Raw genomic sequence first — 23940 nt, 5'->3', positions numbered from 1 at the left:
GGGCGCAATGGCGCCCCTGAGTTTTTCTATTGTGGCGACAACCGCTAGCGCCGTTTTCCCCACAGCCACAGCACAATAATGGCTAGCGCAAACAGCACCCCGAAGCCCACGCCGACGCCGACCACCGGAATGCCCACCGCTACCGCCAATGAATACAATCCCAGCATAATCAGCATCGCGCTGTTCTCGCCGAGATTCTGCACCGCAATCGCGTTACCAGATCCCACGGTGTGCTTACCGCGATCCTGCAGCAGCGCATTGAGCGGCACGATAAAGAAGCCACCGCAGATACCAATGATAAACAGCAGAACGTAGGCCGGCAGAATGGCATGTTGTAGGGCAAAAATCGCCACCACTACGCCAATGAGCACGCCCGCAGGCATGCAGCGGGCCACAGTTTCCAGCGTCACTAGCTTCGCCGCGGCGCCAGCCCCCACCACAATCCCGACGGCAACCATGGCATTGAGATAGGTTGGCGTGGCGTTATCGGTTAATCCCAGCACCAGCGGCACCCACAGCACCAGCAGGAAACGCAGGGTCACGCCTGCGCCCCAGAACAGGCTGGTGCCAAGCAGTGAGAACCGCGTTTCACTGTTGTTCCACAGCTCGTTGCAGGCGTTGAAAAAACTGGCGGTCATTGGACGAAAACGCCAGGACTGCCCAGGGCGTGCCGCAGGCAGCTTGGGAATAAAGATATTCGCCACCACTGCGCCACCGTACACGATAGCGCAAAGCGCCAGCGCGCCCACCACGCTCATGTCAGCAACAATCCCGCCAGCCACCGAGCCCAGTAGAATCGCTGCAATCGTCGAGGCCTCCATCAGGCCGTTGGCCTTGACCAGCTTATCGCCGGTGGTGATTTCCCCCAAAATGCCGTATTTCGCCGGGGAATAGGCAGCTGCGCCAATCCCCACCAGCGTATAGCCGACAAACGGGTTAATCCCCACGCAAATTGTCGCTGCGCCCACCAGCTTCAGGCCGTTGGCAAACATCATGACCCGGCCCTTGCCAAAGCTGTCCGCCACCTGGCCGACGAACGGTGCAAAAATGATGTAAGCACCCACAAACACCATCTGCAGCACCGGCTGGCTCCAGTCCGGGTAGAACTGCAGCTTCATCAGCGCTAAAGTCGCAAACAGCAGCGCGTTGTCGCCAAAAGCCGAGAGGAACTGGGCAAAAATAACCGCCATCATGCCTTTCGACCAAATAGATGGGTTAGTGTGTACTGACTCACTCATTCGGGTGTTCCGTCTCTGCAACCATACTTTTAAGGGTAACGAAATCCGGTTTACCGCTGCCCAAAAGAGGCAGCTGTTTCAGATAGCGGATATCGCGAGGAACCGCCAGCTCAGGTACGCCGTTTGCCCGGGCATACTGCAGAAGCCTCTCGCGGGTCAGTTCATTATCGGTGGTAAATAGCACCAGCGCCTCGCCTTTGCTGGCATCCGTTTTCACCGCCGTGCCGTGCATTTTATCCGGCGATACGCCTAGCGCCATCAGCTCAACCATCTCCAGCGAAACCATCTCGCCGGCGATTTTGGCGAAACGTTTGGCACGGCCTTGAATTTGCACAAACCCCTGCGCGTCAAAAGCCACGATATCGCCGGTGTCATACCAGCCAGTTTCCAACTCTCCGTGCTGATTTTCCGCCGTCGGCACTTCCAGCACGCCTGGGTTTTCAACGCGCAGATAGCCTGACATCACGTTCGGCCCTTTCACCTGCAGGCGTCCGCCCTTCTCGATACCTGGAATTTCCAGAAGCCTTGCATCCATCCCCGGCAGAATACGGCCGACCGTGCCCGGTTTCGCCGCCATCGGCACGTTAATGGAGACCACCGGCGCACATTCCGTCACGCCGTAGCCTTCCAGAATGCGCAGGCCAAATTTGTCCTGCCACAGCTCTTTCGTACTCTGCTGGAGCTTTTCCGCCCCGGCCACCACATAGCGTAGACGATAGAAATCGTACGGGTTGGCGAAGCGAGCATAGTTACCCAGGAACGTTGACGTACCAAACAGGACGGTGCAGTTACGGTCATAGACCAGCTCCGGCACGACGCGATAATGCAGCGGGCTTGGATAGAGAAACACTTCCGCGCCGGTCAATAACGGGGTGAACAGCCCGACCGTCAGCCCAAATGAATGGAACAGCGGCAGTGCCGACATAAAGCGGTCGTTGGCGGTGAAGTCGGCGATGGTTTTAATCTGCTCGACGTTGGCCAGAATACTTTTATGGCTGTGTACGACGCCTTTTGGATGGCCTTCTGAGCCGGAGGTAAAGAGCACAATCGCCGGGTCTTCCGGTTTCTGAGCGACCTGCGCCAGATGCGGCATCAGCACGCGGGAGAAAATCCACAGCTTATCGGCGGTGGTCACGTCGCCTTTTAAATCTTCGAGGAATACCCAGCGCACCTGGGTCAACTGCTCGGTCAGATACCAGAGTTTGCCTTTATCAAGGAAGGTACGGGAGGTGAAAATGGTGCCAATCTGCGCCGCAGTGATAGCGCTGGTGAGCCCTTTCACGCCAGCCGTGTAGTTCATCATTGCCGGGATGCGCCCGCGAGCAATGGCACCAAAAATCACCGCTGCACTGATACCAGCATTGGGCAGCATTAAACCGATCTTTTCGCCCTTCTGGCTGTATTTTTCCAGAATTCGCGCCACAAACAGCGTTTTAGTCAGTAATTTTCGATAGTTGTCCGGCTGGAAGTTAATGTCTTCTATGCACGTTTTTTTCTCGCCGTAACGACGCATTGCCGACAGCAGCGATTCATACAGCGTTTCGCGCGGACGCACCGCCATCCGCGCTTCCATCATAATTTGATGCAGCATCTCACCGGCAATCTTACGGCGGTCACGGGCACGCGGCGCTTCCGGCATCGGCAGCGTCGTAGGCGGTAACAGGTGCAGTTGGATGCGGGGGAATAACCGGCGTTTTACCAGCCCTTTCAGACGACTGAAATAGGTCAGCTCCGCCCCTTCGATACGCACCGGGATAATCGTGGCCCCGGACTTCGCCGCCACAAAGGCCGCGCCGTCATAAATTTTCATCAACGAGCCGGAAACCGAAATGCGCCCTTCGGGGAAAATCACCACTGGACGGCCCTTCTCAATCAAGCGAACCAGGTGTTTGATTGACATCGGTTTTGTCGGATCAAGCGGCACAAAATCGATAATTGGTGCTAGCCAGCGCATAAACCATTTTTCAGAAATCGAGCTGTAAACGGCAAACACGGGGCGAACAGGGAGAAACAGCGCCAGTAGGACGCCATCAAGGAATGAAACGTGATTAGGCGTGATCAGCACTTTTGGCTGACGAAGCGAGTCGGTGTTGCCGGTCATCCTTACACGGAATAACACCTTAAAAATCTGTCGAAAGAACCCCAGAAGCATATCAACTCCATTTGTCGTCGTTTTGTCATTTCAGGGTACACGAGAAAACTGGGGAAATGCAGCAAACGGGCCGGCGGAGGCAAAAAAAAACCTGCGCATCTGCGCAGGTCGGTGTAAGTGATGGCGTGTGCAAAGCACACATTAAAACATTCACCAATCAATACCTCTGGGACCACAATTGTCTCTTTCAGCGCCGCGGGCAACCAGCGAAAAAGCGCAAGAGAGTGAGCGTAAGTGCAACGAGGTATTGCGATTATCGAGAACTGTTACAGGACGAGAGACGGGTAAAAAAAAACCTGCGCATCTGCGCAGGTTGGTGTAATCAAGTGATCAACCTTTAGGGCCGACTTCACCTATCAATACCTCTGGGAGAGTCAGATTATCAATTCGCATCCCAGGTGCTCCAGCAGACATTCGCAACAGCGTTTCGCAAAGTGTAAGCAAACATTTGAATATTCCCTTTTGCTTGCATAACCGCAGTGTAACGCACTAAAAAAACGTCACCGACGCCTCAATATTGTGCATTTCCCCACAGAGTCATCCTTGAATACAACAGGGATTTCCGTAACACTGTTATGGTGTAAACGTTTACCCACCGAAAGAACATGAAGGCATATTATGGCGACAATAAAGGATGTGGCACGGCTTGCAGGCGTTTCCGTCGCAACCGTATCTCGCGTCATCAACAACTCCCCCAAAGCCAGCGATGCTTCACGTCAGGCCGTCAACTCTGCCATGGAGTCATTGAACTACCATCCTAATGCTAACGCACGCGCGCTGGCGCAGCAGTCAACGGAAACCGTAGGTTTGGTGGTGGGTGATGTATCCGATCCTTTTTTTGGCGCCATGGTGAAAGCCGTGGAGCAAGTCGCCTATAACACCGGCAATTTCCTGCTGATTGGCAACGGCTACCATAATGAAGAGAAAGAGCGTCAGGCCATTGAACAACTGATCCGCCATCGCTGCGCGGCGCTCGTCGTCCACGCCAAGCTTATTCCCGATGCCGAACTGGCCGGGTTGATGAAGCAAATCCCCGGCATGGTGTTAATCAACCGCATTCTGCCCGGTTTTGAAAAACGCTGCGTGGCGCTGGATGACCGCTACGGCGCCTGGCTAGCGACTCGTCACCTGATTCAACAAGGGCATACCCGTATCGGCTATATTTGCTCTAACCACGCGATTTCAGATGCGGAAGACCGCCTGCAGGGCTATTACGATGCGTTAAGAGAACACGGTCTACCGTGTAACGACCGATTGGTGACTTTTGCTGAACCGGACGAGAGCGGCGGCGAACTGGCGATGACCGAACTGCTGGGCCGCGGTAAACAGTTTACCGCAGTAGCCTGCTATAACGATTCGATGGCAGCAGGGGCCATGGGCGTGCTCAATGATAATGGCATTGATGTACCGCAGGAAATTTCGCTGATGGGGTTTGATGACGTACTGGTGTCGCGCTATGTGCGTCCGCGTTTAACCACCATTCGCTACCCGATTGTCACTATGGCAACTCAGGCGGCTGAGTTGGCGCTGGCACTGGCGGAAAAACGCCCTCTACCGGATATTACTCACCTGTTTAGCCCAACGCTGGTGCGCCGTCATTCAGTGATTACGCCAGCCGATACGCCAAAATCGTAACGATACAGATGCACGGTGGTGTCCGGGTAATCCAGGCCATCACCGATATACTGCCAGCCAAATCGCTCATAAAAATCACGACAGGCCGAATAGAGATACAGCGCATCAAAGCCCAGCCCTTGGGCATATTCTTTGACGTGCAGCTGTAACTCGCCGGCTAAACCACGCCCGCGCGCGGATTCATCGACATAGAGCGCCGCCATCCACGGCCACAGATCCTGACGGGTAATGAGATCACAGCGCCAAAGCCCTACCGTCCCCAGCAGCCTGTCACCCTCGGTCGCCACAAACGTTATCGGCAGCGCGTCTGGCGTCATGCTGTGATGAATGATACTTGCAAAAAACGTGGCCGATAGCCCTTCACCAAATTCCTGCCACAGCCAGCGGCTGACTTGTCCCGCATGCTGCGGAGCAGCGTAGAGCGGCTGGATAATCACAGCTGTTTTCCCTGGAAGATAGGCACCGACTCAAACAGATAGCCGTCGAAATCCGGCGCATCTTCGTCGGAAAGCTCCAACAGGCTATTTTTGACATTTTCCAGATGCTGCCACGTCGCCTGCCAGGCCCCCATCACATCTCGACGGCGTAGCGCAGCAAGAATGGTTTGCCGGTCACCAAGCCATTTCAGGCGATAGGCGCGACTGGCGATATGCACATTAAACTGCTGCCACAGCGGGCTGCTGTCCATCTGCAGCCAGACGCGTTCGATGGTCGCCAGCAACATCTGGTTTTGCGTCGCCCCAGCTAGCACTAGATGGAACAGGCGGCTGTTGTCCTGGCTGGTATCATTCATGGCGATCGCACGCTGCTCCCGTTCGATAATCTGCTTGAGGTTATCGATATCCGCACGGGTCGCCATTTTGGCGGCAAAGGCCGCGATGTTGCTTTCCAGCAGCTGTCGCGCCTGCAAAATTTCAAACGGCCCGACGTCGCTGCTGAGCATCTGCTCTTCTTCGCCATCATCCTCCTGCGGGACACGCATGACGTAAACGCCGGAGCCCTGACGAATATCGACCGTGCCCTGCAGTTCCAGCATCAGCAAAGCTTCACGCACGATAGTTCGGCTGACGCCATAAGTTTCAGCGATATTGCGCTCCGGTGGCAGGCGTGACCCGACGGGATAGCGCCCCTGCATTATCTGAGCGCGCAAATCTTCGCCAATCTCCTGATACGGCTTCTTTTCCGGCGGGACGGTTGCCTTCTCCACGATATCACCTGTACGTTAAGCTTATTCCGCCGCTATCTTAGCAAAATTTAGCGCCACTCATCATCGATATCCACAGTCAGTTCGCGGCTTTCGCGCAGCTGGCGGAACCAGTTGGCTGAGGCTTTAGGACGGCGCGCGCGGTCATTTTGCAGATCAATCTCAATCAGCCCGTAGCGATTTTTAAACGCATTCATCGGCGAGACGTTGTCGGTAAAGGCCCACAACATATAGCCATGGCAGTTAGCGCCATCTTCCCGCGCCCGCAACGTTTGCCATAAATGCTCGCTGATAAAACGAATTCGATAATCATCGGCAATCACGCCGTCGGCGTTACGGAACTGACCTTCGTTCTCCACGCCCATTCCGCTTTCGGCAACAAACCACGGAATATTGCGGTAGTCGTTCTTTATCCGCATCGCCATATCGTAAACAATGCGTGGATAAATCTCCCAGCCGCGGGAGTTATTCATCTTCCTGCCGGGAAGTTCGAAGGGCTCGTAGTACCAGGCCGGGTGGAACGGCGTGTCGGGATGCCACGCTCGCGATGGCGCTTTTACCCGGTGCGGATAGTAAAGATTAATCCCCAACTCATCGACAGTGTTATCGCGGATGATCGCCAATTCTTCGGCGCTGTAGTCCCAGGCCACGCCGTGTTTCTCCAGCAGCGTGAATAGCTCCTGCGGATAGGCACCGTGTACGAAAGGATCGAGGAAAACACGGTTATAGAACAGGTCGTAAATCTCCGCAGCACGCCTGTCGTGCGCGGCGCTAGAACGCGGATAGGTCACTTCCGGATTGAGAATACAGCCCACCGTGCCCCGATAACCTTTCGCGCGGAACAGTTGAACCACTTTGGCCGTTGCCAACACTTTGTGGTGGTTCCATTGCATCCAGGTCGCGGTATTTTGTTCATACGGCCAGCGCAGCGCATCAAGATAGACGCGAGTTTGCACCACAATCGGCTCATTAAAGGTGAACCAGCGCGTCACTTTATGGTGGTAGCGAGCAAAGACCTGTTCAACATAGCGAATGTACAGCTCAACCACCTTTTTGCTGGCCCAGCCACCGTATTGCTCCAGCAGATAGCCCGGCAGCTCGTAGTGTTCCAGGCAAATCATTGGCTCAATTCCGTTAGCCAACATCTCGTCGAACAGTTGGTCATAGTAGGCTGCGTATTCTTCATCTACCGTTACCGTTTCATAGTCGACCAGAAAGCGCGACCAGTTAATCGAGGTACGGTAGTGGGTCAAACCTGCCAGCTTCATCAGCTGTACATCTTCACGGAAGCGGTTGATAAAATCGGTCGCAATCGCCGGGCCATAGCCGTTATGCCAGACATGGCGATCGTTCTTGTACCAAAGATCTGGCCATGAATCCTGGCCTTCTTTCTTGCCGCTCCAGCCTTCCGTTTGCCAGGCCGAAGCCGCCGCGCCCAGGATAAAGTCCTGTGGGATAGTCATCCGTTTTATGCTCATAGCGTCCTCACAGGGTATCGGTAGCGGGGGATTTCTCTGCCAACCGCTCGGAGATCTCTGCGCGACGGGAAGCAATTTTGACGAACGGCAGATAGATCAGCACCGCAACCACAATACAGATAAGCTGAGTGACCACTGCCCCCATCGATCCGGCCGTCGACAGCCAGGCGTTAATCAGCGGCGGCGTAGTCCACGGCACCATCACCACGGCTTTGCCCGCAAAACCGGTCACCGTCGCAAAATAACCGATACTGCCAGTTACCAGCGGCGTGATGATGAAAGGAATAGCGAGAATGGGATTAAGCATGATCGGCATACCGAAGATTACCGGTTCGTTGATGTTAAAGATCCCCGGTCCTATCGAAAGTTTGGCGATCTCTTTCATCTCTTTGCGTTTGGTGGCGATCATGACTGCGATTAAGAGACCTATGGTCAGGCCGGATCCCCCGATGCTCATATAAACATCCCAGAACGGCATGGTGATGATATTCGGCACCTCTTTGCCCTGCTCAAAAGCGCTCATGTTGACGGTGATCGCCCCCAGCAGCAGGGGCTCACGGATCGGTTTGATCATCTGGTTACCGTGAATACCGATAACCCAGAAGATCTGCGCGACAAACATCAACAGCAAGATGCCCGGCAAACTCTGCATAACCCGTTCAAGCGGCTGCTGCACAACCTGATACACCGCATCGTAGAGATACATGCCGGTTATCTGGTGGAAAACGAAGCCGAAAGTGGCGATGGCCGTGGTGGTGATAATCGCCGGAATCAGCGCCGAGAACGAAGCTGCGACGTTGGGTGGCACCGTGTCCGGCATTTTGATCTTCAGGCCTTTTCGCGCCTCCAGCCAGCAGTAGATTTCAACCGATAAAATGGCGATAAACATACCGAGGAACAGGCTGCGGGTATCGGAGAACTGGCGTAGCAGAACATCTTTCACCTCGCGCATTTGCCCATCGACCATCATTTCAACGGTCGTCGGCGTGACGCAGATAAAGCAAATGACTGCCAACAGACCGGGAAACAGCGTCTTAATACCATTGATACGCCCGAGCTCAATGCCTATCAGGAAAACCGCACCGATATTAAGGAAGTTAAGCGTGGCATAGTTTAGCGCGCTGGTAATCGGTTTGAGCGTGGCCAGAAACGACAGTGACTGGAAGCTGGCAAGACCGTTTTTGGGATCCAGCACCATATTGGAAATCAGTACCGAAAATGCCCCAACAATGATCACTGGCATCAGGGTAATGAAGGCGTGTTTGATCGCCATAATATAGCGGTAGCTGTTGAATTTCGTAGCGAAACTCCCCAGAGAATCAATTAGTTTTTCCTGTAATGCCATAGAGGATACCTCGGGTTAAGGACTATTTAGCGCACCAGGTGTACGGCCAAACACCTTTTGGCATACCAAAAATAGCTATTGCTGCAAAAACGTTCTGTGATTGAGCTCTCAACCTCTAATTTGGTATTCCAGAATAAGATTAATTTGATTATTGGCATACCACATTCTTATCGTGGCTTTTTTAGGACGGGATACTGCAAAAGCGTGATCGCGATAGGTTTTTTACCCCCCAGGCAGTTCACTTAACCCCGCAGTGTCTGTGGTAGACTGCGACGTATTACGGAGTCTCAGGAAATAATAATGGCAACGATGCTGGATGTCTCAATACACGCGGGCGTCTCTAAGGCGACGGTATCTCGCGTGCTTAATGGTACGGGTCAGGTTAAAGAGAGCACTCGTCAGCAGGTGTTCAAAGCGATGGAAGAGTTGGGTTATCGGCCAAACTTTCTGGCGCGTTCGCTGGCAAACCGGACCAGCAACAGCATCGGCCTTGTGGTTTCGACCTTCGATGGTTTCTACTTTGGCCGCCTGCTTCAGCAGGCCTCCCGCCAGACGGAAGCCTGGGGCAAGCAGCTTATCGTCACCGATGGACACGACACGCCCGAGCGTGAAGAACAGGCGGTGCAAATGCTCGCCGATCGCCAGTGTGATGCCATCGTGCTCTACACGCGCCATATGAGCGAGAAAGCCATTATGTCACTGGTGAATAACACGCCGATGCCATTGGTGGTTATCAACCGCGACGTCAGCCAGGCTCGCGATCGCTGCGTGTTCTTCGAACAGCAGGACGCGGCATTTCAGGCCGTCGAGTATTTGATTTCTCAGGGGCATCGGGATATCGCCTGCATTACCGTTCCTATCCATACGCCAACCGGTAAGGCCCGTTTGGAAGGCTATCGCCGGGCGCTGGAGCAAAATGGGATCGCGTGGGATCCGGCAAAGGTCAAACACGGTGACTCAACCATGAACTGTGGCTATGACATGTGTAATGCCTTGCTGGCTGAGAAAGTGACGTTTAGCGCCCTGTTCGCGTGCAACGATGATATGGCACTCGGCGCTTCAAAAGCACTGCATCAGGCGGGGCTGCGTATTCCGCAGGATATTTCGCTGTTTGGTTTTGATGATGCGCCTAGCGCAAAGTGGCTTGAACCCGGATTGTCGACCGTCTATCTGCCGATCGACAACATGATCGTGACCGCTATTGACCAGGCGATTAAGCTGGCCAGCGGCGAAGAGATCGAAACCATTCCGCCATTTACCGGCACTCTGGTACTGCGCGACTCGGTGACCACCGGGCCGTATTACGGATCGTAATGTCCTATTCCGGGTGCGGTACGCACCCGGAAGCGCCTCTTGTTTAGATTAATTCCAGCGCTAACAGCTCTTCAATCGTCTGACGACGACGGATCAGTCGCGCCACACCGTTATCAAACAGCACTTCCGGCAGCAGTGGACGGCTGTTGTAGTTTGATGACATCGACGCGCCGTACGCACCAGTATCATGTAGCACCAGAAAATCCCCCGGCACAACTTCTGGCAGCAGGCGCGTTTCCACTTTACCACCCTCCTGCTGAGTGAACACATCGCCCGATTCGCACAGAGGCCCGGCGACAACCGTTTCAATTTGCGGTGTCTGTTCCAGGGAACGGCCATCGCCCGCCAGTGCGGAAATATGATGATAACTACCGTACATCGCCGGGCGCATCAGATCGTTAAAGCCTGCGTCGATCAGGACAAAGTGACGGCTGCCCATCTCTTTGACGCTACGCACCTGCGCCACCAGCACACCGGCTTCTGCCACCAGGAAACGCCCAGGTTCGATTTCCAGCTTCACCGGGTGTCCCAGATGTTTGGCGATCTCCTCACGCGCGCGGTTCCACAGGCCAAAGTAGTGATCGGCGTTGATCGACTCTTCCCCTTCACGATAAGGAATAGATAACCCACCGCCCGCCGAAATCGCTTCCAGATCCTGGCCGAATTCCACCACCTGGCGCACCATCGCACCACAAACCTGCTCCAGATGACCGTAGTCCACACCGGAACCGATATGCATATGAATACCGACAAGTTTCAGTTTATAGCGCTGAATGACTTCCAGCGCCGCTGGCAGATCGCTATACCAGATACCGTGCTTGCTGTTTTCACCGCCGGTATTGGTTTTCTGGCTGTGCCCGTGGCCAAAACCTGGATTCACTCGCAGCCATACGCGGTGGCCCGGCGATACTTCGCCCAGCTGTTCGAGCATATCCACCGACCCCGCGTTCACCGGAATCTGCAATTCATGTACTCTTGAAAGCGTCGCGCCATCAATCATGTCGGCAGTGAAGACGATCTCATCTTTACCCGGCACAAAGCCCGCCGCGATGGCGCGTTCAATCTCACCTAATGATACCGAGTCCACCTTTACGCCCTGCTCACGCATCAGGCGCAGAATATGAATATTCGAGCAGGCCTTTTGGGCAAAACGGATAACGTCGAACTGATTTAGCTTGGCGATCTGCGCACGAATAATTTGCGCGTCATAAACCCACACCGGGCAGCCAAACTCGGCAGGTAGGCGCAGCAGGTTGTCGGCGGTCAGGTCGGTGTCAGTGTTGTTGAGCGGGCGTGGCATAGCGAACTCCGGTTATCATTTTTTTATGATTACGCCACAGTCGAAAGAGAATAAAAAATATCGTTTTGTCGAGAGTCTATGCAAAAATGATATGGACATGCTGATATAAGGAACGCCCATGCCTGCAGTTAACCTACGTCATATCGAAATCTTTCACGCCGTGATGACGGCGGGAAACCTGACCGAAGCCGCGCGTTTATTGAATACGTCGCAGCCGACCGTCAGCCGCGAGCTGGCGCGCTTTGAGCAGGTTCTGGGGCTAAAGTTGTTTGAGCGCAGCCGTGGGCGTTTGCATCCCACCGTCCAAGGATTACGTTTATTTGAAGAGGTTCAACGCTCTTGGTACGGCCTCGACCGTATCGTGAGCGCGGCGGAAAGCCTGCGCGAGTTCCGTCAGGGTGAGCTGTCTATTGTCTGTCTGCCGGTGTTCTCACAATCTTTTTTACCGCTGCTGCTGCAGCCATTTTTATCCCGCTACCCGCAGGTCAATATTCAAATCGTACCGCAGGAGTCACCGCTGCTGGAAGAGTGGCTGTCGGCACAGCGTCACGATCTGGGGCTGACCGAAACAACGCACACACCTGCCGGAACCGAGCGGACGCCACTGCTCACCTTGAATGAAGTTTGCGTACTCCCCGCGGCGCATCCGCTGGCGAACAAAGAAGTGCTGACTCCCGCTGATTTTCAGGGTGAAAACTACATTAGCCTGTCGCGCACCGACAGCTATCGTCAGCTGCTCGACACGCTGTTTAATGAACATCATATTAAGCGGCGAATGGTGGTTGAAACCCACAGCGCAGCGTCCATTTGCGCGATGGTCAAAGCGGGTGTCGGTCTATCCATCGTCAACCCGCTGACCGCACTCGACTATGTGAATAGCGGTGTCGTCATACGCCGTTTCAGCATTGACGTCCCCTTTACCGTGAGCCTGGTGCGCCCGCAGCATCGGCCAACGTCCGCGCTCATCGAAACCTTTACCGCACATTTGCAGCAAAACCTCGGGCGGATAATCGAGCCGTTTGACGCGGTGCTTAACCCGATTAAGAAAGCATAAACTCCACCGCGTCCGCCGCGTGAATAGCGGCTGTATCAAACACCGGCAGCGGGCTCATCTGAGCCGGGACCAGCAGACCAATTTCGGTACAGCCGAAGATCACCCCTTGCGCCCCCTGCTGCGCCAGAGACGCAATCACGCCGAGATAATAATCACGTGACGCATCGCTAAATTCTCCCAGGCACAGTTCGTCAAAGATTATCTGGTTGATCCGCTGGCGATCAGCGGCTTCCGGGATCAATGTGCTGATGCCAAATTCTTCCTGTAGCCGCCCGCGGTAGAAATCCTGCTCCATGGTGTAGCGAGTGCCCAGCAGCGCCACGTTGCTCATATTTTGCTGGCTAATGGCACGGCCCGTTGCATCAGCAATATGCAAAAACGGCACGTCGCAAGCGGTTTCAATCGCGTCGGCCACTTTGTGCATCGTGTTGGTGCACAGCACGATACCTTCCGCACCTGCCTGCTGTAGACCCACAGCCGCCTGCGCCAGAATCTCTCCTGCAAGCTGCCAGTCTCCGCGCGACTGACAGGCCTCAATCTCATGGAAATCAACGCTATGCAGCAGAATTTTTGCCGAATGTAGGCCACCCAGCTGCTGCTTCACTCCTTCGTTGATCAAACGGTAGTACGGAATGGTGGACTCCCAGCTCATACCACCCAGCAGGCCGATCGTTTTCATGCGCTTATCCTTATTCGTTGTCGTCCTCCCAGTGAACCAAAGTTGTGATCAACTTTCCACATCTGCGGCGAGAGTTTTCTTTTTGTTGGTTTCTGAGATAAATTTAATGAAACACCGTTTCAACATAAAATAGGACTGCTGGATGTTTATTTTTCATAAAGAGACCACCCTTGAAGATTTGGGCAATGGCGTAACCCGCCGCATCCTCGCGCACGATGGCAAGATGATGGCGGTCGAAGTTAACTTCGAAGCAGGCGCTATTGGCCCTATGCACAATCACCCGCACGAACAGCTAACCTACGTGCTGTCCGGCGAATTCGAGTTCACCATTGGTGAAGAGAAGCACATCGTCGGTGCAGGCGATACGCTGTACAAACAGCCCAATATTATGCACGGCTGCGTGTGCCTGAAAGCCGGTACTCTGCTGGATACCTTTACGCCAGTCCGCCAGGATTTCCTGAAGGCGTAATGCTTAACCGCCCAGCCGCTTTTCTATTTGAAAGCGGCTATCCTTTCTCCGTATTATTCCTGGCATTTATATCAGCGACATCTTAAATATTCACTATTTTGGATGAGTTATAAATCAGATTCCCATCACAGTTCCCTCAAAATAATTAACGATATTCTACTACACATTCGCGTTAATCAATTTTCTAAATATAAAAGGAATATATATGAAAAGGATTTCTATCGATGAGCTGCACCCTGCTGATGTTTTGCTTTTCTCACCAGAAAAGAAAAGCTTTATTTCCTGGGCCATTACTTTCCTCACCGATGCACCAGTCAGTCATGCGGCTATGTATTTTAATGCCATGCCACCGACGATCATTGAAGAAACACCACCGCAAGTTACCCTCAATGCCGCCGAGCGTCGTTTTATAGGTCGTACAATTCACGTATATCGCCACACCACACCGTCATCGCTTAACCCCGTTATTGATGCAGCACGACACCACCTCAATAATAATGAACCGTATGATAACACTGGTTTATATATGGTTGGGTTATTATTGATGTACAAGAAGTTTTCAATAACCAGTCAGAAACAGCAGATCATTATTAGAATTTTTCAAAAGCTAACTTCCACGATAACCCACTATATTCAACAACATCAGACACCGGGTAAACATCCGATGGTGTGCTCACAGTTTGTTGCCCAGTGTTTTGACGACGCAGGCAACAACTTCCGGCTACAGTTCCGCCATGCCGTACAGCTAGATTCGACGATCGGAGAGACGCTGCTGGAGAAAGCGATCGACTGGACAACGCAGAGACAACCGGTCTTTACCCAGCAGGATTCAGTCGCTGCGCCAGAAACTGCGAGCGATGAAGCGTTATGTGAAGCTCTGTATAAATCGTTCATGGAGGATACCTCCCAGCCAGCGCCTGCGATGACCGATGCGCTGGCTGAAGCTATTTACCATTTTTCCGAAGCGCATGCAGCGTTATTAAATATTGATACCGCAACCAATCGTTTTAATCCATTAACTGCGCTGCAAGCAAACAATAATATGTTCGTTTCGCCAGGCGATCTCATGCGTCACTGTAGCAATTTAACACCCGTCGGTATTCTGATGATATAGCACTAACACTTAACGATTTATTAATTGTTCAGGAGAATTAATCATGGTTGATGAGCACCGTCCGGAAAACCCAAAATCAGTAACAAATGAATCCCACCAGCAGGAATTTATGGTCACTACGGATATAACCATAAAGGAAAATGGACCGGAGCCAAACCCAGCATTATTAGATGCAGCAACAACACCGAGTTTCGCCGATGAGTTATACGAAAAAATCACTTCCGTAATCGGTGGGAGCAACCCGAATCAATTTTTCTGCATGAGCCTACCAGGTACTCATATAGATAAAAACCTCTACAGTTACGATATTGAAAAAAATGAGCAGAAACCGGCATTCGTCGAAGCTAATGAATCGAAGCTGGTGAATAAACTCTTTGATGCCTGCACCATGACGGCCTCCGATAATGGGCGGCATCTGCAAACACAGTATAAAAGCGCGCTTGATATGCTCACGCCGCAATTAAACAGCCGTCTGTTCGATGCGAAATCAAAACTACGCAAAGTCCTGATGACGCCTTACCCCTACAATTTTGGTGAAGGGCTTACCACTGGCTTTACCTTGCAGCAGGTTTTTTACCGCCTGTACAGTGAATACGTTGATGCCAAACAGGCCTGGGCTAAAGTACAACTAGACAAGAAAACAGAGTTAAACGCTAAATATCCCGGCAATAGCCGGGAGGACAATCGCAGTCGGCAGAATGACTATCTTGACTGGTATGAAACCACCGCCGAGTCTCAGTTGCTGAAGGTGCAGGAGAAGCTAGGTAAAGTACTGAACGTCTTTTCGCCGGGCGATATGGAGATTATTACCGGGATCCTCGATAGCGGTGCCGGACGCGAAGTTGCAGAGGCCCGACAGACACTCGCCAACGTGCAGAAACTCAATCCTGACGGCGGCTATGTTTATCCGGTGACCCTTTATCCTGAAAACTGGTTCACCCTGCTGGACACCTCATTTACCGCCCTTGATCTACTAGAAAGCCCAACAGCGCTGGCACAGCAGCTTTCAGTGCTTATCATGCAGCGTAATAATTTGACCTCTACCGTGAATTCATTCCTTGCCATTATTCCCGATGAAGAGGTGGTCAAAGCGCTATCAGATGCCCATACCACAGCCAATGATGCATTGACAAAAGCGGAAGGACAGCTGCTACAAAAGCAAATTAAAGTCACCAGCGATGCCATAAAATGCTTTATGACAATTGCCTCTAAATCAAATGGCAAGCTCCCCGATGCCACCGCGGCTAAAGTTCTCGGCATAGATTTAGGCAAGGTAACCGACGCCGTAAACGTCCTCACCACTTGTGCCACCGAATGTACACAAGCCCTGGACGCAGTGATTACCGCCGCGCAAAACGTCACAAGCAGTGCGATGGCCTACTTCAGCAAGCATAATTTAGAGCAGTACAAAGGGATGCTTGAGCCACTCCAAAATCAACTCAAGCAGGTGAACACAGAAATTACTGAGCTGCAAAATAAAATCGCCCTCTCATCGGTCATGCAGCAGGCCAAACCTGCAGAAAGCGACGCGAGTGAATTGAACGACAGCGATGTGGCGCCAAATGCTATTCCAGACCGTTTTACCCAAATTATCATCCACTCAAAAATGTCCTCAGTGAACCAAAGCTCCAGTAGCGCTACGTCCGCATCAACATCATCAAGCCGGGTATCGTTCTTCTTTGGCGGCTACAGCAGCAGCCAGTCGCATATGTCGGCAGTTAATGAGAGTCTCGCCAAAGAGAGTGATATGGATATTCAGATTGGTATGTCGGTGGCGAAAGTGGCGATTGGCAGGGAATGGTTTAACCCTGGAGTGTTCCTGTTGACTAAAGACATGTACAACACCTCCAGCAAAAAAATCGCGCCAAAGTACAGCGGTATACCGCTCAGCAAAGAACATTTTGACGCAATGAACAAATGCACCTTCCCGTGTTTTCCGGTTTCCTTCGTCATCGCCCGGGATATCACCATCAAGTTCTCATCGCGCAGTTCGGTATCCAGTAGCTTTGCGCAAAGCGTTGAGGATCACTCCGCACGGGGCGGTGGATTCTTTATCTTTGGCGGGAGTTCATCATCGTCATCAAGTTCATCACGCAGCAATTCGAGCACCAACTCCACGGCTAACAGCGTGACCATCCGCTTCACCAGTCCACAGATCATCGGTTATTACCTAGAGGCAACACCGGCCGATGAAAGCGCCAGCCTAAGTGAAGAACGCAACAGCACTGGCGAATTCATCTCCATTCTGGACTTTATTAAAAACTTCCAGTCGATGCTTGATGACTACAACAGCACCTATAATCGGGACGCCCTGCAAATGTCCCCACGCAGTAATCGTGCTACGGACTAATGGGAGATTGATATGCACATGGAAGACAGTGCTCCACTAGCACTCCAGACTTTGAACTGGCTGGATATCGTTGCCGCCGCGGCACAGATGAATATCGAACCCTGCACGCTCCAGGCCGTGTGTACCGTTGAAGCGTCAGGAAATGGTTTCCTTCCCTCCGGGAGGCCAAAAATTCTGTTTGAAGGGCATATTTTCTGGCGTGAGCTAGCAAAACGTCATTATCAACCGGAGCGTCTGGCCTCTGACTTCCCTTCTATTCTCTATCAGAGATGGACAAACCAGTTCTACCAGGGGGGAGAGAAAGAGTATGAACGGCTAGCCATGGCTCAGAGTATTCATCACGAGGCCGCATATTGCTCGACATCGTGGGGAGCATTTCAAATTATGGGATTTAACTATGCCCTCTGCGGTTTTCATTCAGTCACCGATTTCGTCGCCGCACAGCAGCAAAGCTGTAGTAAACAACTGGAGGCCTTTTGCAAATTCCTGATCACCAATAACCTACAGGTCTATTTGCAAAACAAAGATTGGACTGCTTTTGCCAGGCGCTACAACGGGCCAGAATATGTTCGTAACCAATATGATAAAAAACTAGAAATCGCTTATCGTTCGTGTCAGCACGCCCATTCGTGATGTTTTCGAAATAAGCTTTTTATTGTGACCAAAGCCTCATCTTTTTAGCTGAGGCTTTATATTCTTACCTCTCCATAAAGATTAGTTAGTTAATCATTTAAATAATTAATTATATCGCAATTTATAAAAGTTTATCGCCGTCAACTTCCATACCAGACACCCTGCAAACCGCCGCCAGATGGGTAAAAACGCCATCGCCGTCACTATAATGAAACATCGTTTCGACTTTGATCACACTTTCATGATTAATCGAATGACGTAGAAACAAATCGCAATAAAATAAATTTAAAACGGTGTTTTATAAAATGATTGTAGCCAAGCATGAGATTTTAAAACGCAACAACACCGACGAAAGGACCGCGTTTAAATTTTTTATATTACATCTACTTACAGGGAAGGCTTCATGACTGACACCAAGCTAACGCTTTAACACTCCTGGCGCCAGCAGGCGCGGGGAATGTCACTAACACCCAATCCATTTGACACACTTGTTTGCCAGGTAGGTATGTATGAATGAAAACAGAATGCTGGGATTGGCCTGGATTTCGCCCTATATAATCGGGCTGATAATCTTTACGGCCTTCCCGTTCGTGTCATCTTTCTTCCTCAGTTTTACTGAGTATGACTTGATGAGTCCGCCGGTGTTTAACGGCATTGAAAACTATCGCTACATGCTGACAGAAGATTCTCTCTTCTGGAAATCCATGGGTGTAACGTTCGCCTACGTATTTTTGACCATCCCATTAAAGCTGGCATTCGCTTTAGGGATTGCGTTTGTTCTGAACTTTAAATTACGCGGTATCGGCTTCTTCCGTACTGCTTACTATATCCCGTCAATCCTCGGTAGCTCCGTTGCTATCGCGGTGCTTTGGCGTGCGCTGTTTGCTATCGACGGCCTGCTCAACAGCTTCATCGGCGTATTAGGCTTTGACCCAGTTAACTGGCTGGGCGAACCGTCATTGGCGCTGATGTCCGTGACCCTGCTGCGCGTTTGGCAGTTCGGTTCCGCGATGGTTATCTTCCTTGCCGCGCTGCAAAACGTACCACAGTCTCAGTACGAAGCGGCCATGATTGATGGCGCCTCCAAATGGCAGATGTTTATGAAAGTGACCGTGCCGCTGATTACGCCGGTTATCTTCTTCAACTTCATCATGCAGACCACTCAGGCATTCCAGGAGTTTACCGGACCATACGTCATTACCGGCGGCGGCCCAACCTACTCAACTTACCTGTTCTCGCTGTACATCTATGACACGGCGTTCAAGTACTTCGATATGGGTTACGGCGCAGCGCTAGCGTGGGTTCTGTTCCTGGTCGTTGCGGTCTTTGCCGGCATCGCCTTTAAGTCTTCAAAATACTGGGTGTTCTACTCCGCCGATAAGGGAGGCAAAAATGGCTGATATCCAACAAATCTCAGAAGCAAGAAGCATCGCTGAACGTGAGGTTGCCCGTACCCTTAGACGTGAAAAGATTAACGCCTGGATTCGCTATGTCATCCTGCTGTTTGTCGGACTGTTAATGCTTTACCCGCTGGCGTGGATGTTCTCGGCATCGTTCAAACCGAACTACGAGATCTTCACCACGCTGAGCCTGTGGCCCGCACATGCAACCTGGGATGGTTTCATCAACGGCTGGAAAACCGGTACCGAGTACACCTTCGGCCACTACATGCTTAATACCTTTAAGTATGTGATTCCGAAAGTGATCCTGACCATTATCTCTTCCACCATCGTGGCATACGGCTTTGCCCGCTTCGAGATTCCATGGAAGAAATTCTGGTTCGCGACGCTCATCACCACCATGCTGCTGCCAAGCACCGTGCTGCTGATTCCTCAGTACCTGATGTTCCGTGAAATGGGCATGCTGAACAGCTACATGCCACTGTATCTGCCGCTGGCATTTGCGACACAAGGGTTCTTCGTCTTCATGCTGATTCAGTTCCTGCGCGGCGTCCCGCGTGACATGGAAGAAGCGGCGCAGATTGACGGCTGTAACTCCATCCAGGTGCTGTGGTACGTGGTGGTGCCGATTCTGAAGCCGGCGATTATCTCCGTCGCCCTGTTCCAGTTCATGTGGTCCATGAACGACTTTATCGGCCCGCTGATCTACGTCTACAGCGTTGATAAGTACCCGATTGCACTGGCACTTAAAATGTCCATCGACGTCACCGAAGGGGCGCCGTGGAACGAAATTCTGGCAATGGCGAGCATCTCCATTCTGCCATCCATCATTGTGTTCTTCCTGGCGCAGCGCTACTTCGTACAGGGCGTTACCAGCAGCGGAATTAAAGGTTAAGAGGGATATATCATGGCTGAAGTTATTTTCAACAAACTGGAAAAAGTGTACTCCAACGGCTTCAAAGCGGTACATGGTATCGACCTGAAAATTGCAGAAGGGGAATTTATGGTGATTGTCGGTCCATCCGGCTGCGCCAAGTCTACAACCCTGCGTATGCTGGCTGGTCTGGAAACCATCAGCGGCGGTGAAGTTCGCATCGGCGAGAAGATCGTCAACAACCTTGCGCCAAAAGAGCGTGGGATTGCGATGGTGTTCCAGAACTATGCGCTGTACCCACACATGACCGTGCGTGAGAACCTCGCGTTCGGTCTGAAGCTGAGCAAAATGCCGAAAGCGCAGATTGACGCTCAGGTTAACGAAGCGGCCAAAATCCTCGAGCTGGAAGAACTGCTGGAACGCCTGCCGCGCCAGCTTTCCGGTGGCCAGGCGCAGCGTGTGGCTGTAGGCCGTGCGATTGTGAAAAAGCCAGACGTATTCCTGTTCGATGAACCGCTGTCGAACCTGGATGCCAAGCTGCGTGCTTCCATGCGTATCCGTATCTCCGACCTGCACAAGCAGTTGAAGAAATCCGGCAAACCAGCGACCACCGTCTACGTCACCCACGATCAGACCGAAGCGATGACCATGGGCGACCGTATCTGCGTCATGAAGCTGGGCCATATCATGCAGGTTGATACCCCGGACAACCTGTACCACAAGCCTAAAAATATGTTCGTGGCCGGTTTTATCGGCGCGCCGGAAATGAATATTCGCTCCAGCAAGCTGGTGAATAAAGAAGGCCGTCTGAACCTGACTATCGGTGATGAGTTCATGCCGCTGTGCGACAGCCTGCAGCAGAAACTGACCGGTCATGAAAATGAAGAAGTGTTCTACGGTATTCGCCCGGAATTCGTCGCGCTCTCCGACGAACCGTTCGCGGAAGGTGGCTGCAGCGGTGAAATGGTGCGTGTGGAAAACATGGGCCACGAGTTCTTCGTTTACCTGAAAGTTGCCAACTACGAACTGACGGCACGCATCCCTTCAGATGAGGCTAAGCCAATGATTGATAAGGGGCTTCATCGTAAGGTGTACTTTAAGTTTGACATGGATAAATGTCATATCTTTGACGCTAAAACTGAACAGAACCTCTCTCTCTAATCTGGAGTATTAAAATGAAAAAAGTGCTTTTAAGCGCAGCAATCTCCGCCACCCTGGGCCTCACGGCCCTCCCATCGATGGCAAAGGATGTCGACCTTCGCATGTCCTGGTGGGGCGGTAACGGTCGCCACCAGGTGACGTTGAAGGCGCTGGAAGAGTTCCATAAGCAGAACCCGGATATTAACGTCAAAGCAGAGTACACCGGTTGGGATGGCCACCTGTCCCGTCTGACCACCCAGATTGCAGGCGGCACAGAGCCTGACGTGATGCAGACTAACTGGAACTGGCTGCCGATCTTCTCCAAAACCGGCGATGGTTTTTACGATCTGAACAAAATGAAAGACGTCATCGACTTAAGCCAGTTCGATGCCAAAGAACTGCAGTCCACCACGGTCGACGGCAAGCTGAACGGGATCCCAATCTCCGTGACCGCGCGTGTGTTCTACTTCAACGACGAAACCTGGAAACAAGCGGGCGTTGCTTACCCGAAAACCTGGGATGAGTTGATGGCGGCGGGTAAAACCTTCGAAAGCAAACTGGGCAAACAGTACTACCCGGTAGTTCTGGAGCACCAGGATACGCTGGCGCTGCTGAACTCCTATATGACGCAAAAGTACAACATCCCAGCTATCGATGCGCAGGCTAAAAAATTCTCCTACAGCAAAGAGCAGTGGGTTGAATTCTTCCAGATGTACAAAAAGCTGGTCGACAGCCACGTGATGCCGGATACCAAATACTATGCGTCATTTGGTAAGAGCAACATGTATGAAATGAAGCCGTGGATCCAGGGCGAATGGGGCGGTACTTATATGTGGAACTCCACCATTAACAAGTACTCCGACAACCTGAAGCCACCGGCCAAACTGGAACTGGGTAGCTACCCAATGCTGCCAGGTGCAACCGATGCGGGCCTGTTCTTCAAGCCAGCGCAGATGCTCTCTATCGGCAAATCCACCAAAAATCCTGAAGCCGCAGCGAAGGTCATTAACTTCCTGCTGAACAGCAAAGAAGGCGTGGATACGTTAGGCCTTGAGCGCGGCGTGCCGCTGAGCAAAGTCGCGGTGAAATACCTGACCGAAGACGGCATCCTGAAAGAAGACGACCCATCCGTTTCTGGCCTGCGTTTGGCGCAGTCTCTGCCAGCGAAGCTGAGCGTCTCTCCGTACTTTGACGATCCGCAGATCGTTGCCCAGTTCGGTACCACTCTGCAGTACATCGACTACGGTCAGAAAACCGTAGAAGAAGCGGCCGCTGACTTCCAGCGTCAGGGTGAACGAATCCTGAGACGCGCAATGCGCTGATTGCTATCAATGCGTTAATACCCTGCAGCTTCCGGCTGCGGGGTATTTTTTTATTTAAGGAGAAAGCACATGAAAGGCAAAATCATCCCGCTGAATTTCCGCCAGCAGAAAGACAGCGAAACCGGTCATGAGGTGATCCGGATGACGCCACCGCACATTATTTGCCACCGTAACTACTTCTACCAAAAATGCTTCACCCGCGACGGCGGCAAGCTGATTTTTGGCGGCGCGTTTGAGGGGCACTGGAACTACTATTTACTGGATATTGCCGCCCAACAGGCAACCCAACTGACCGATGGCCCCGGAGACAATACCTTCGGCGGTTTCCTCTCCGATGACGACCAGTCGCTGTGGTACGTCAAAGACACCCGCCAGCTCAGACGCGTTGACCTATCGACGCTGGAAGAGTACGTGGTATATGAAGTGGACGATGAATGGGTGGCCTATGGAACATGGGTCGCCAATTCTGACTGTACGCAGCTGGTCGGCATCGAAATTAAAAAAAGCGACTGGCAGCCGCTGACAGATTGGTCGAAATTCCGCGCCTTTTACTTCACCAAACCGGAATGCCGCTTAATCAATATTGATCTGAAAACCGGCGAGCAGCGGACCATTTTGCAGGAAAATGGCTGGCTCGGGCACCCGATTTATCGTCCATTCGATGACAACACCGTGGCGTTTTGCCACGAAGGACCGCGCGATGCGATTGATGCACGCATGTGGCTAATCAACGCCGACGGCAGTAACCTGCGCTGCGTACGCCAACACCAGACAGGGGAAAGCTTTACCCACGAGTTCTGGGTGCCGGACGGTTCAGCACTCTACTATGTTGCTCATAAGGAAAACAGCCCGCACCGTTATCTCTACAGCGCCGACCCATTAACGCTGGAAAATCGCCAGTTGATGGCGATACCGCCCTGCTCTCACCTGATGAGCAACCACGACGGTTCCCTGGTCGTCGGCGATGGAGCCCCGCACAATACCGGCGATATCAGCCTTAACGATCCATTTATCTGGGTCTTTGACCTGCACTCCGGCGAGAAGAAAGCGATTTGCCAGCACAACAGCAGTTGGAAAGTGCTCGACGGTGACCGCCAGGTAACCCATCCGCATCCATCATTTTCACCGGATGGGCAGTGGGTGCTGTATACCTCAGACGTGGAAGGGATGCCGGCGCTGTATATGGCGCAGGTTTAAATTCGTGCGGTTTGCTCCCCTCACCCCTTTGGGGTGAGGGAA

Annotated in this window: 20 protein-coding genes; 12 read left to right on the top strand and 8 right to left on the bottom strand. The window is 52.3% G+C overall.

What is annotated here, in order from left to right; genetic code table 11:
- Positions 1-44 precede the first annotated feature (44 nt).
- Together lplT and aas are read right to left on the bottom strand one after the other, a co-directional pair.
- Positions 45-1238, bottom strand: coding sequence for a lysophospholipid transporter LplT (gene lplT, locus KP80_RS02785; protein ID WP_052282061.1), 1194 nt, complete (start codon positions 1236-1238; stop codon positions 45-47).
- Positions 1231-3390, bottom strand: coding sequence for a bifunctional acyl-ACP--phospholipid O-acyltransferase/long-chain-fatty-acid--ACP ligase (aas, locus tag KP80_RS02780; RefSeq protein ID WP_052282060.1), 2160 nt, complete (start codon positions 3388-3390; stop codon positions 1231-1233). The genes lplT and aas overlap by 8 nt, the downstream gene beginning before the upstream one ends.
- A 618-nt stretch (positions 3391-4008) precedes the next feature.
- Between aas and galR the strand changes: the two genes are divergently transcribed.
- Positions 4009-5025 (top strand): HTH-type transcriptional regulator GalR, encoded by a 1017-nt coding sequence (gene galR / locus KP80_RS02775; RefSeq protein WP_052282059.1) that lies wholly within the window; start codon positions 4009-4011, stop codon positions 5023-5025.
- Here the strand turns inward: galR and KP80_RS02770 are convergent.
- The 4 genes from KP80_RS02770 to KP80_RS02755 are packed head-to-tail and all read right to left on the bottom strand — an operon-like array spanning position 4986 to position 9052.
- Positions 4986-5462 carry a GNAT family N-acetyltransferase gene (locus KP80_RS02770; RefSeq protein WP_052282058.1) on the bottom strand — a complete coding sequence of 159 codons (477 nt, stop codon included), beginning with the start codon at positions 5460-5462 and terminating at the stop codon, positions 4986-4988. The genes galR and KP80_RS02770 overlap by 40 nt on opposite strands.
- Positions 5459-6232 carry a GntR family transcriptional regulator gene (locus KP80_RS02765; RefSeq protein WP_052282057.1) on the bottom strand — a complete coding sequence of 258 codons (774 nt, stop codon included), beginning with the start codon at positions 6230-6232 and terminating at the stop codon, positions 5459-5461. Before KP80_RS02765 ends, KP80_RS02770 begins: the two co-directional genes overlap by 4 nt.
- Positions 6233-6279: 47 nt before the next feature.
- On the bottom strand, positions 6280-7707 hold the full coding sequence (locus KP80_RS02760) for a glycoside hydrolase family 1 protein (RefSeq protein ID WP_052282056.1): 1428 nt from the start codon (positions 7705-7707) through the stop codon (positions 6280-6282).
- 7 nt (positions 7708-7714) lie between these two features.
- On the bottom strand, positions 7715-9052 hold the full coding sequence (locus KP80_RS02755; protein ID WP_052282055.1) for a PTS sugar transporter subunit IIC: 1338 nt from the start codon (positions 9050-9052) through the stop codon (positions 7715-7717).
- Between the two features lie 300 nt (positions 9053-9352).
- On the opposite strand from KP80_RS02755, the gene KP80_RS02750 reads away from it, so the two are divergent.
- The gene (locus tag KP80_RS02750; protein WP_052282054.1) at positions 9353-10366 is read left to right on the top strand and encodes a LacI family DNA-binding transcriptional regulator; all 1014 of its coding nucleotides are present in this window, start codon (positions 9353-9355) and stop codon (positions 10364-10366) included.
- Positions 10367-10409: 43 nt separating this feature from the next.
- Here the strand turns inward: KP80_RS02750 and lysA are convergent, their stop codons facing one another.
- Positions 10410-11666: a diaminopimelate decarboxylase gene (gene lysA / locus KP80_RS02745; RefSeq protein WP_052282053.1), complete on the bottom strand. Its 1257-nt coding sequence runs from the start codon at positions 11664-11666 to the stop codon at positions 10410-10412.
- A 118-nt stretch (positions 11667-11784) separates the two neighbouring features.
- Here lysA and KP80_RS02740 point away from each other — a divergent pair, with 118 nt between their 5' ends.
- Positions 11785-12720, top strand: a complete 936-nt coding sequence (locus KP80_RS02740) for a LysR family transcriptional regulator (protein ID WP_052282052.1) — start codon at positions 11785-11787, stop codon at positions 12718-12720.
- Here the strand turns inward: KP80_RS02740 and KP80_RS02735 are convergent.
- Complete coding sequence (locus KP80_RS02735; RefSeq protein ID WP_052282051.1) at positions 12707-13399, bottom strand: aspartate/glutamate racemase; 693 nt, start codon at positions 13397-13399, stop codon at positions 12707-12709. The genes KP80_RS02740 and KP80_RS02735 overlap by 14 nt on opposite strands.
- Before the next feature lie 142 nt (positions 13400-13541).
- Here KP80_RS02735 and KP80_RS02730 point away from each other — a divergent pair, with 142 nt between their 5' ends.
- The 9 genes from KP80_RS02730 (at position 13542) to KP80_RS02690 (ending at position 23898) form a co-directional block, all read left to right on the top strand.
- Complete coding sequence (locus tag KP80_RS02730; protein ID WP_052282050.1) at positions 13542-13868, top strand: cupin domain-containing protein; 327 nt, start codon at positions 13542-13544, stop codon at positions 13866-13868.
- Positions 13869-14073: 205 nt separating this feature from the next.
- A complete protein-coding gene (locus KP80_RS02725) occupies positions 14074-14982 on the top strand; it encodes a hypothetical protein (protein ID WP_052282049.1) in 909 nt (302 codons plus the stop codon).
- A 43-nt stretch (positions 14983-15025) separates the two neighbouring features.
- Positions 15026-17332 (top strand): hypothetical protein, encoded by a 2307-nt coding sequence (locus tag KP80_RS02720; protein WP_052282048.1) that lies wholly within the window; start codon positions 15026-15028, stop codon positions 17330-17332.
- Between the two features lie 18 nt (positions 17333-17350).
- Positions 17351-17965, top strand: coding sequence for an N-acetylmuramidase family protein (locus KP80_RS02715; RefSeq protein WP_197276135.1), 615 nt, complete (start codon positions 17351-17353; stop codon positions 17963-17965).
- A gap of 509 nt (positions 17966-18474) precedes the next feature.
- Positions 18475-19365 (top strand): carbohydrate ABC transporter permease, encoded by an 891-nt coding sequence (locus KP80_RS02710; RefSeq protein ID WP_052282047.1) that lies wholly within the window; start codon positions 18475-18477, stop codon positions 19363-19365.
- Positions 19358-20260: a carbohydrate ABC transporter permease gene (locus tag KP80_RS02705; protein WP_052282046.1), complete on the top strand. Its 903-nt coding sequence runs from the start codon at positions 19358-19360 to the stop codon at positions 20258-20260. The genes KP80_RS02710 and KP80_RS02705 overlap by 8 nt, the downstream gene beginning before the upstream one ends.
- Positions 20261-20272: 12 nt before the next feature.
- Positions 20273-21400, top strand: coding sequence for an ABC transporter ATP-binding protein (locus tag KP80_RS02700; protein ID WP_052282045.1), 1128 nt, complete (start codon positions 20273-20275; stop codon positions 21398-21400).
- Positions 21401-21414: 14 nt separating this feature from the next.
- The gene (locus tag KP80_RS02695; protein WP_052282044.1) at positions 21415-22701 is read left to right on the top strand and encodes an ABC transporter substrate-binding protein; all 1287 of its coding nucleotides are present in this window, start codon (positions 21415-21417) and stop codon (positions 22699-22701) included.
- Positions 22702-22770: 69 nt separating this feature from the next.
- Positions 22771-23898, top strand: a complete 1128-nt coding sequence (locus KP80_RS02690) for an oligogalacturonate lyase family protein (RefSeq protein ID WP_052282043.1) — start codon at positions 22771-22773, stop codon at positions 23896-23898.
- Positions 23899-23940 lie beyond the last annotated feature (42 nt).

It is taken from the genome of Kluyvera genomosp. 1, assembly GCF_001266615.1.
In the GTDB taxonomy this organism is placed as follows: Bacteria; Pseudomonadota; Gammaproteobacteria; order Enterobacterales; family Enterobacteriaceae; genus Kluyvera; species Kluyvera cryocrescens_A.
This window is presented reverse-complemented; position numbering and strand designations above follow the sequence as displayed.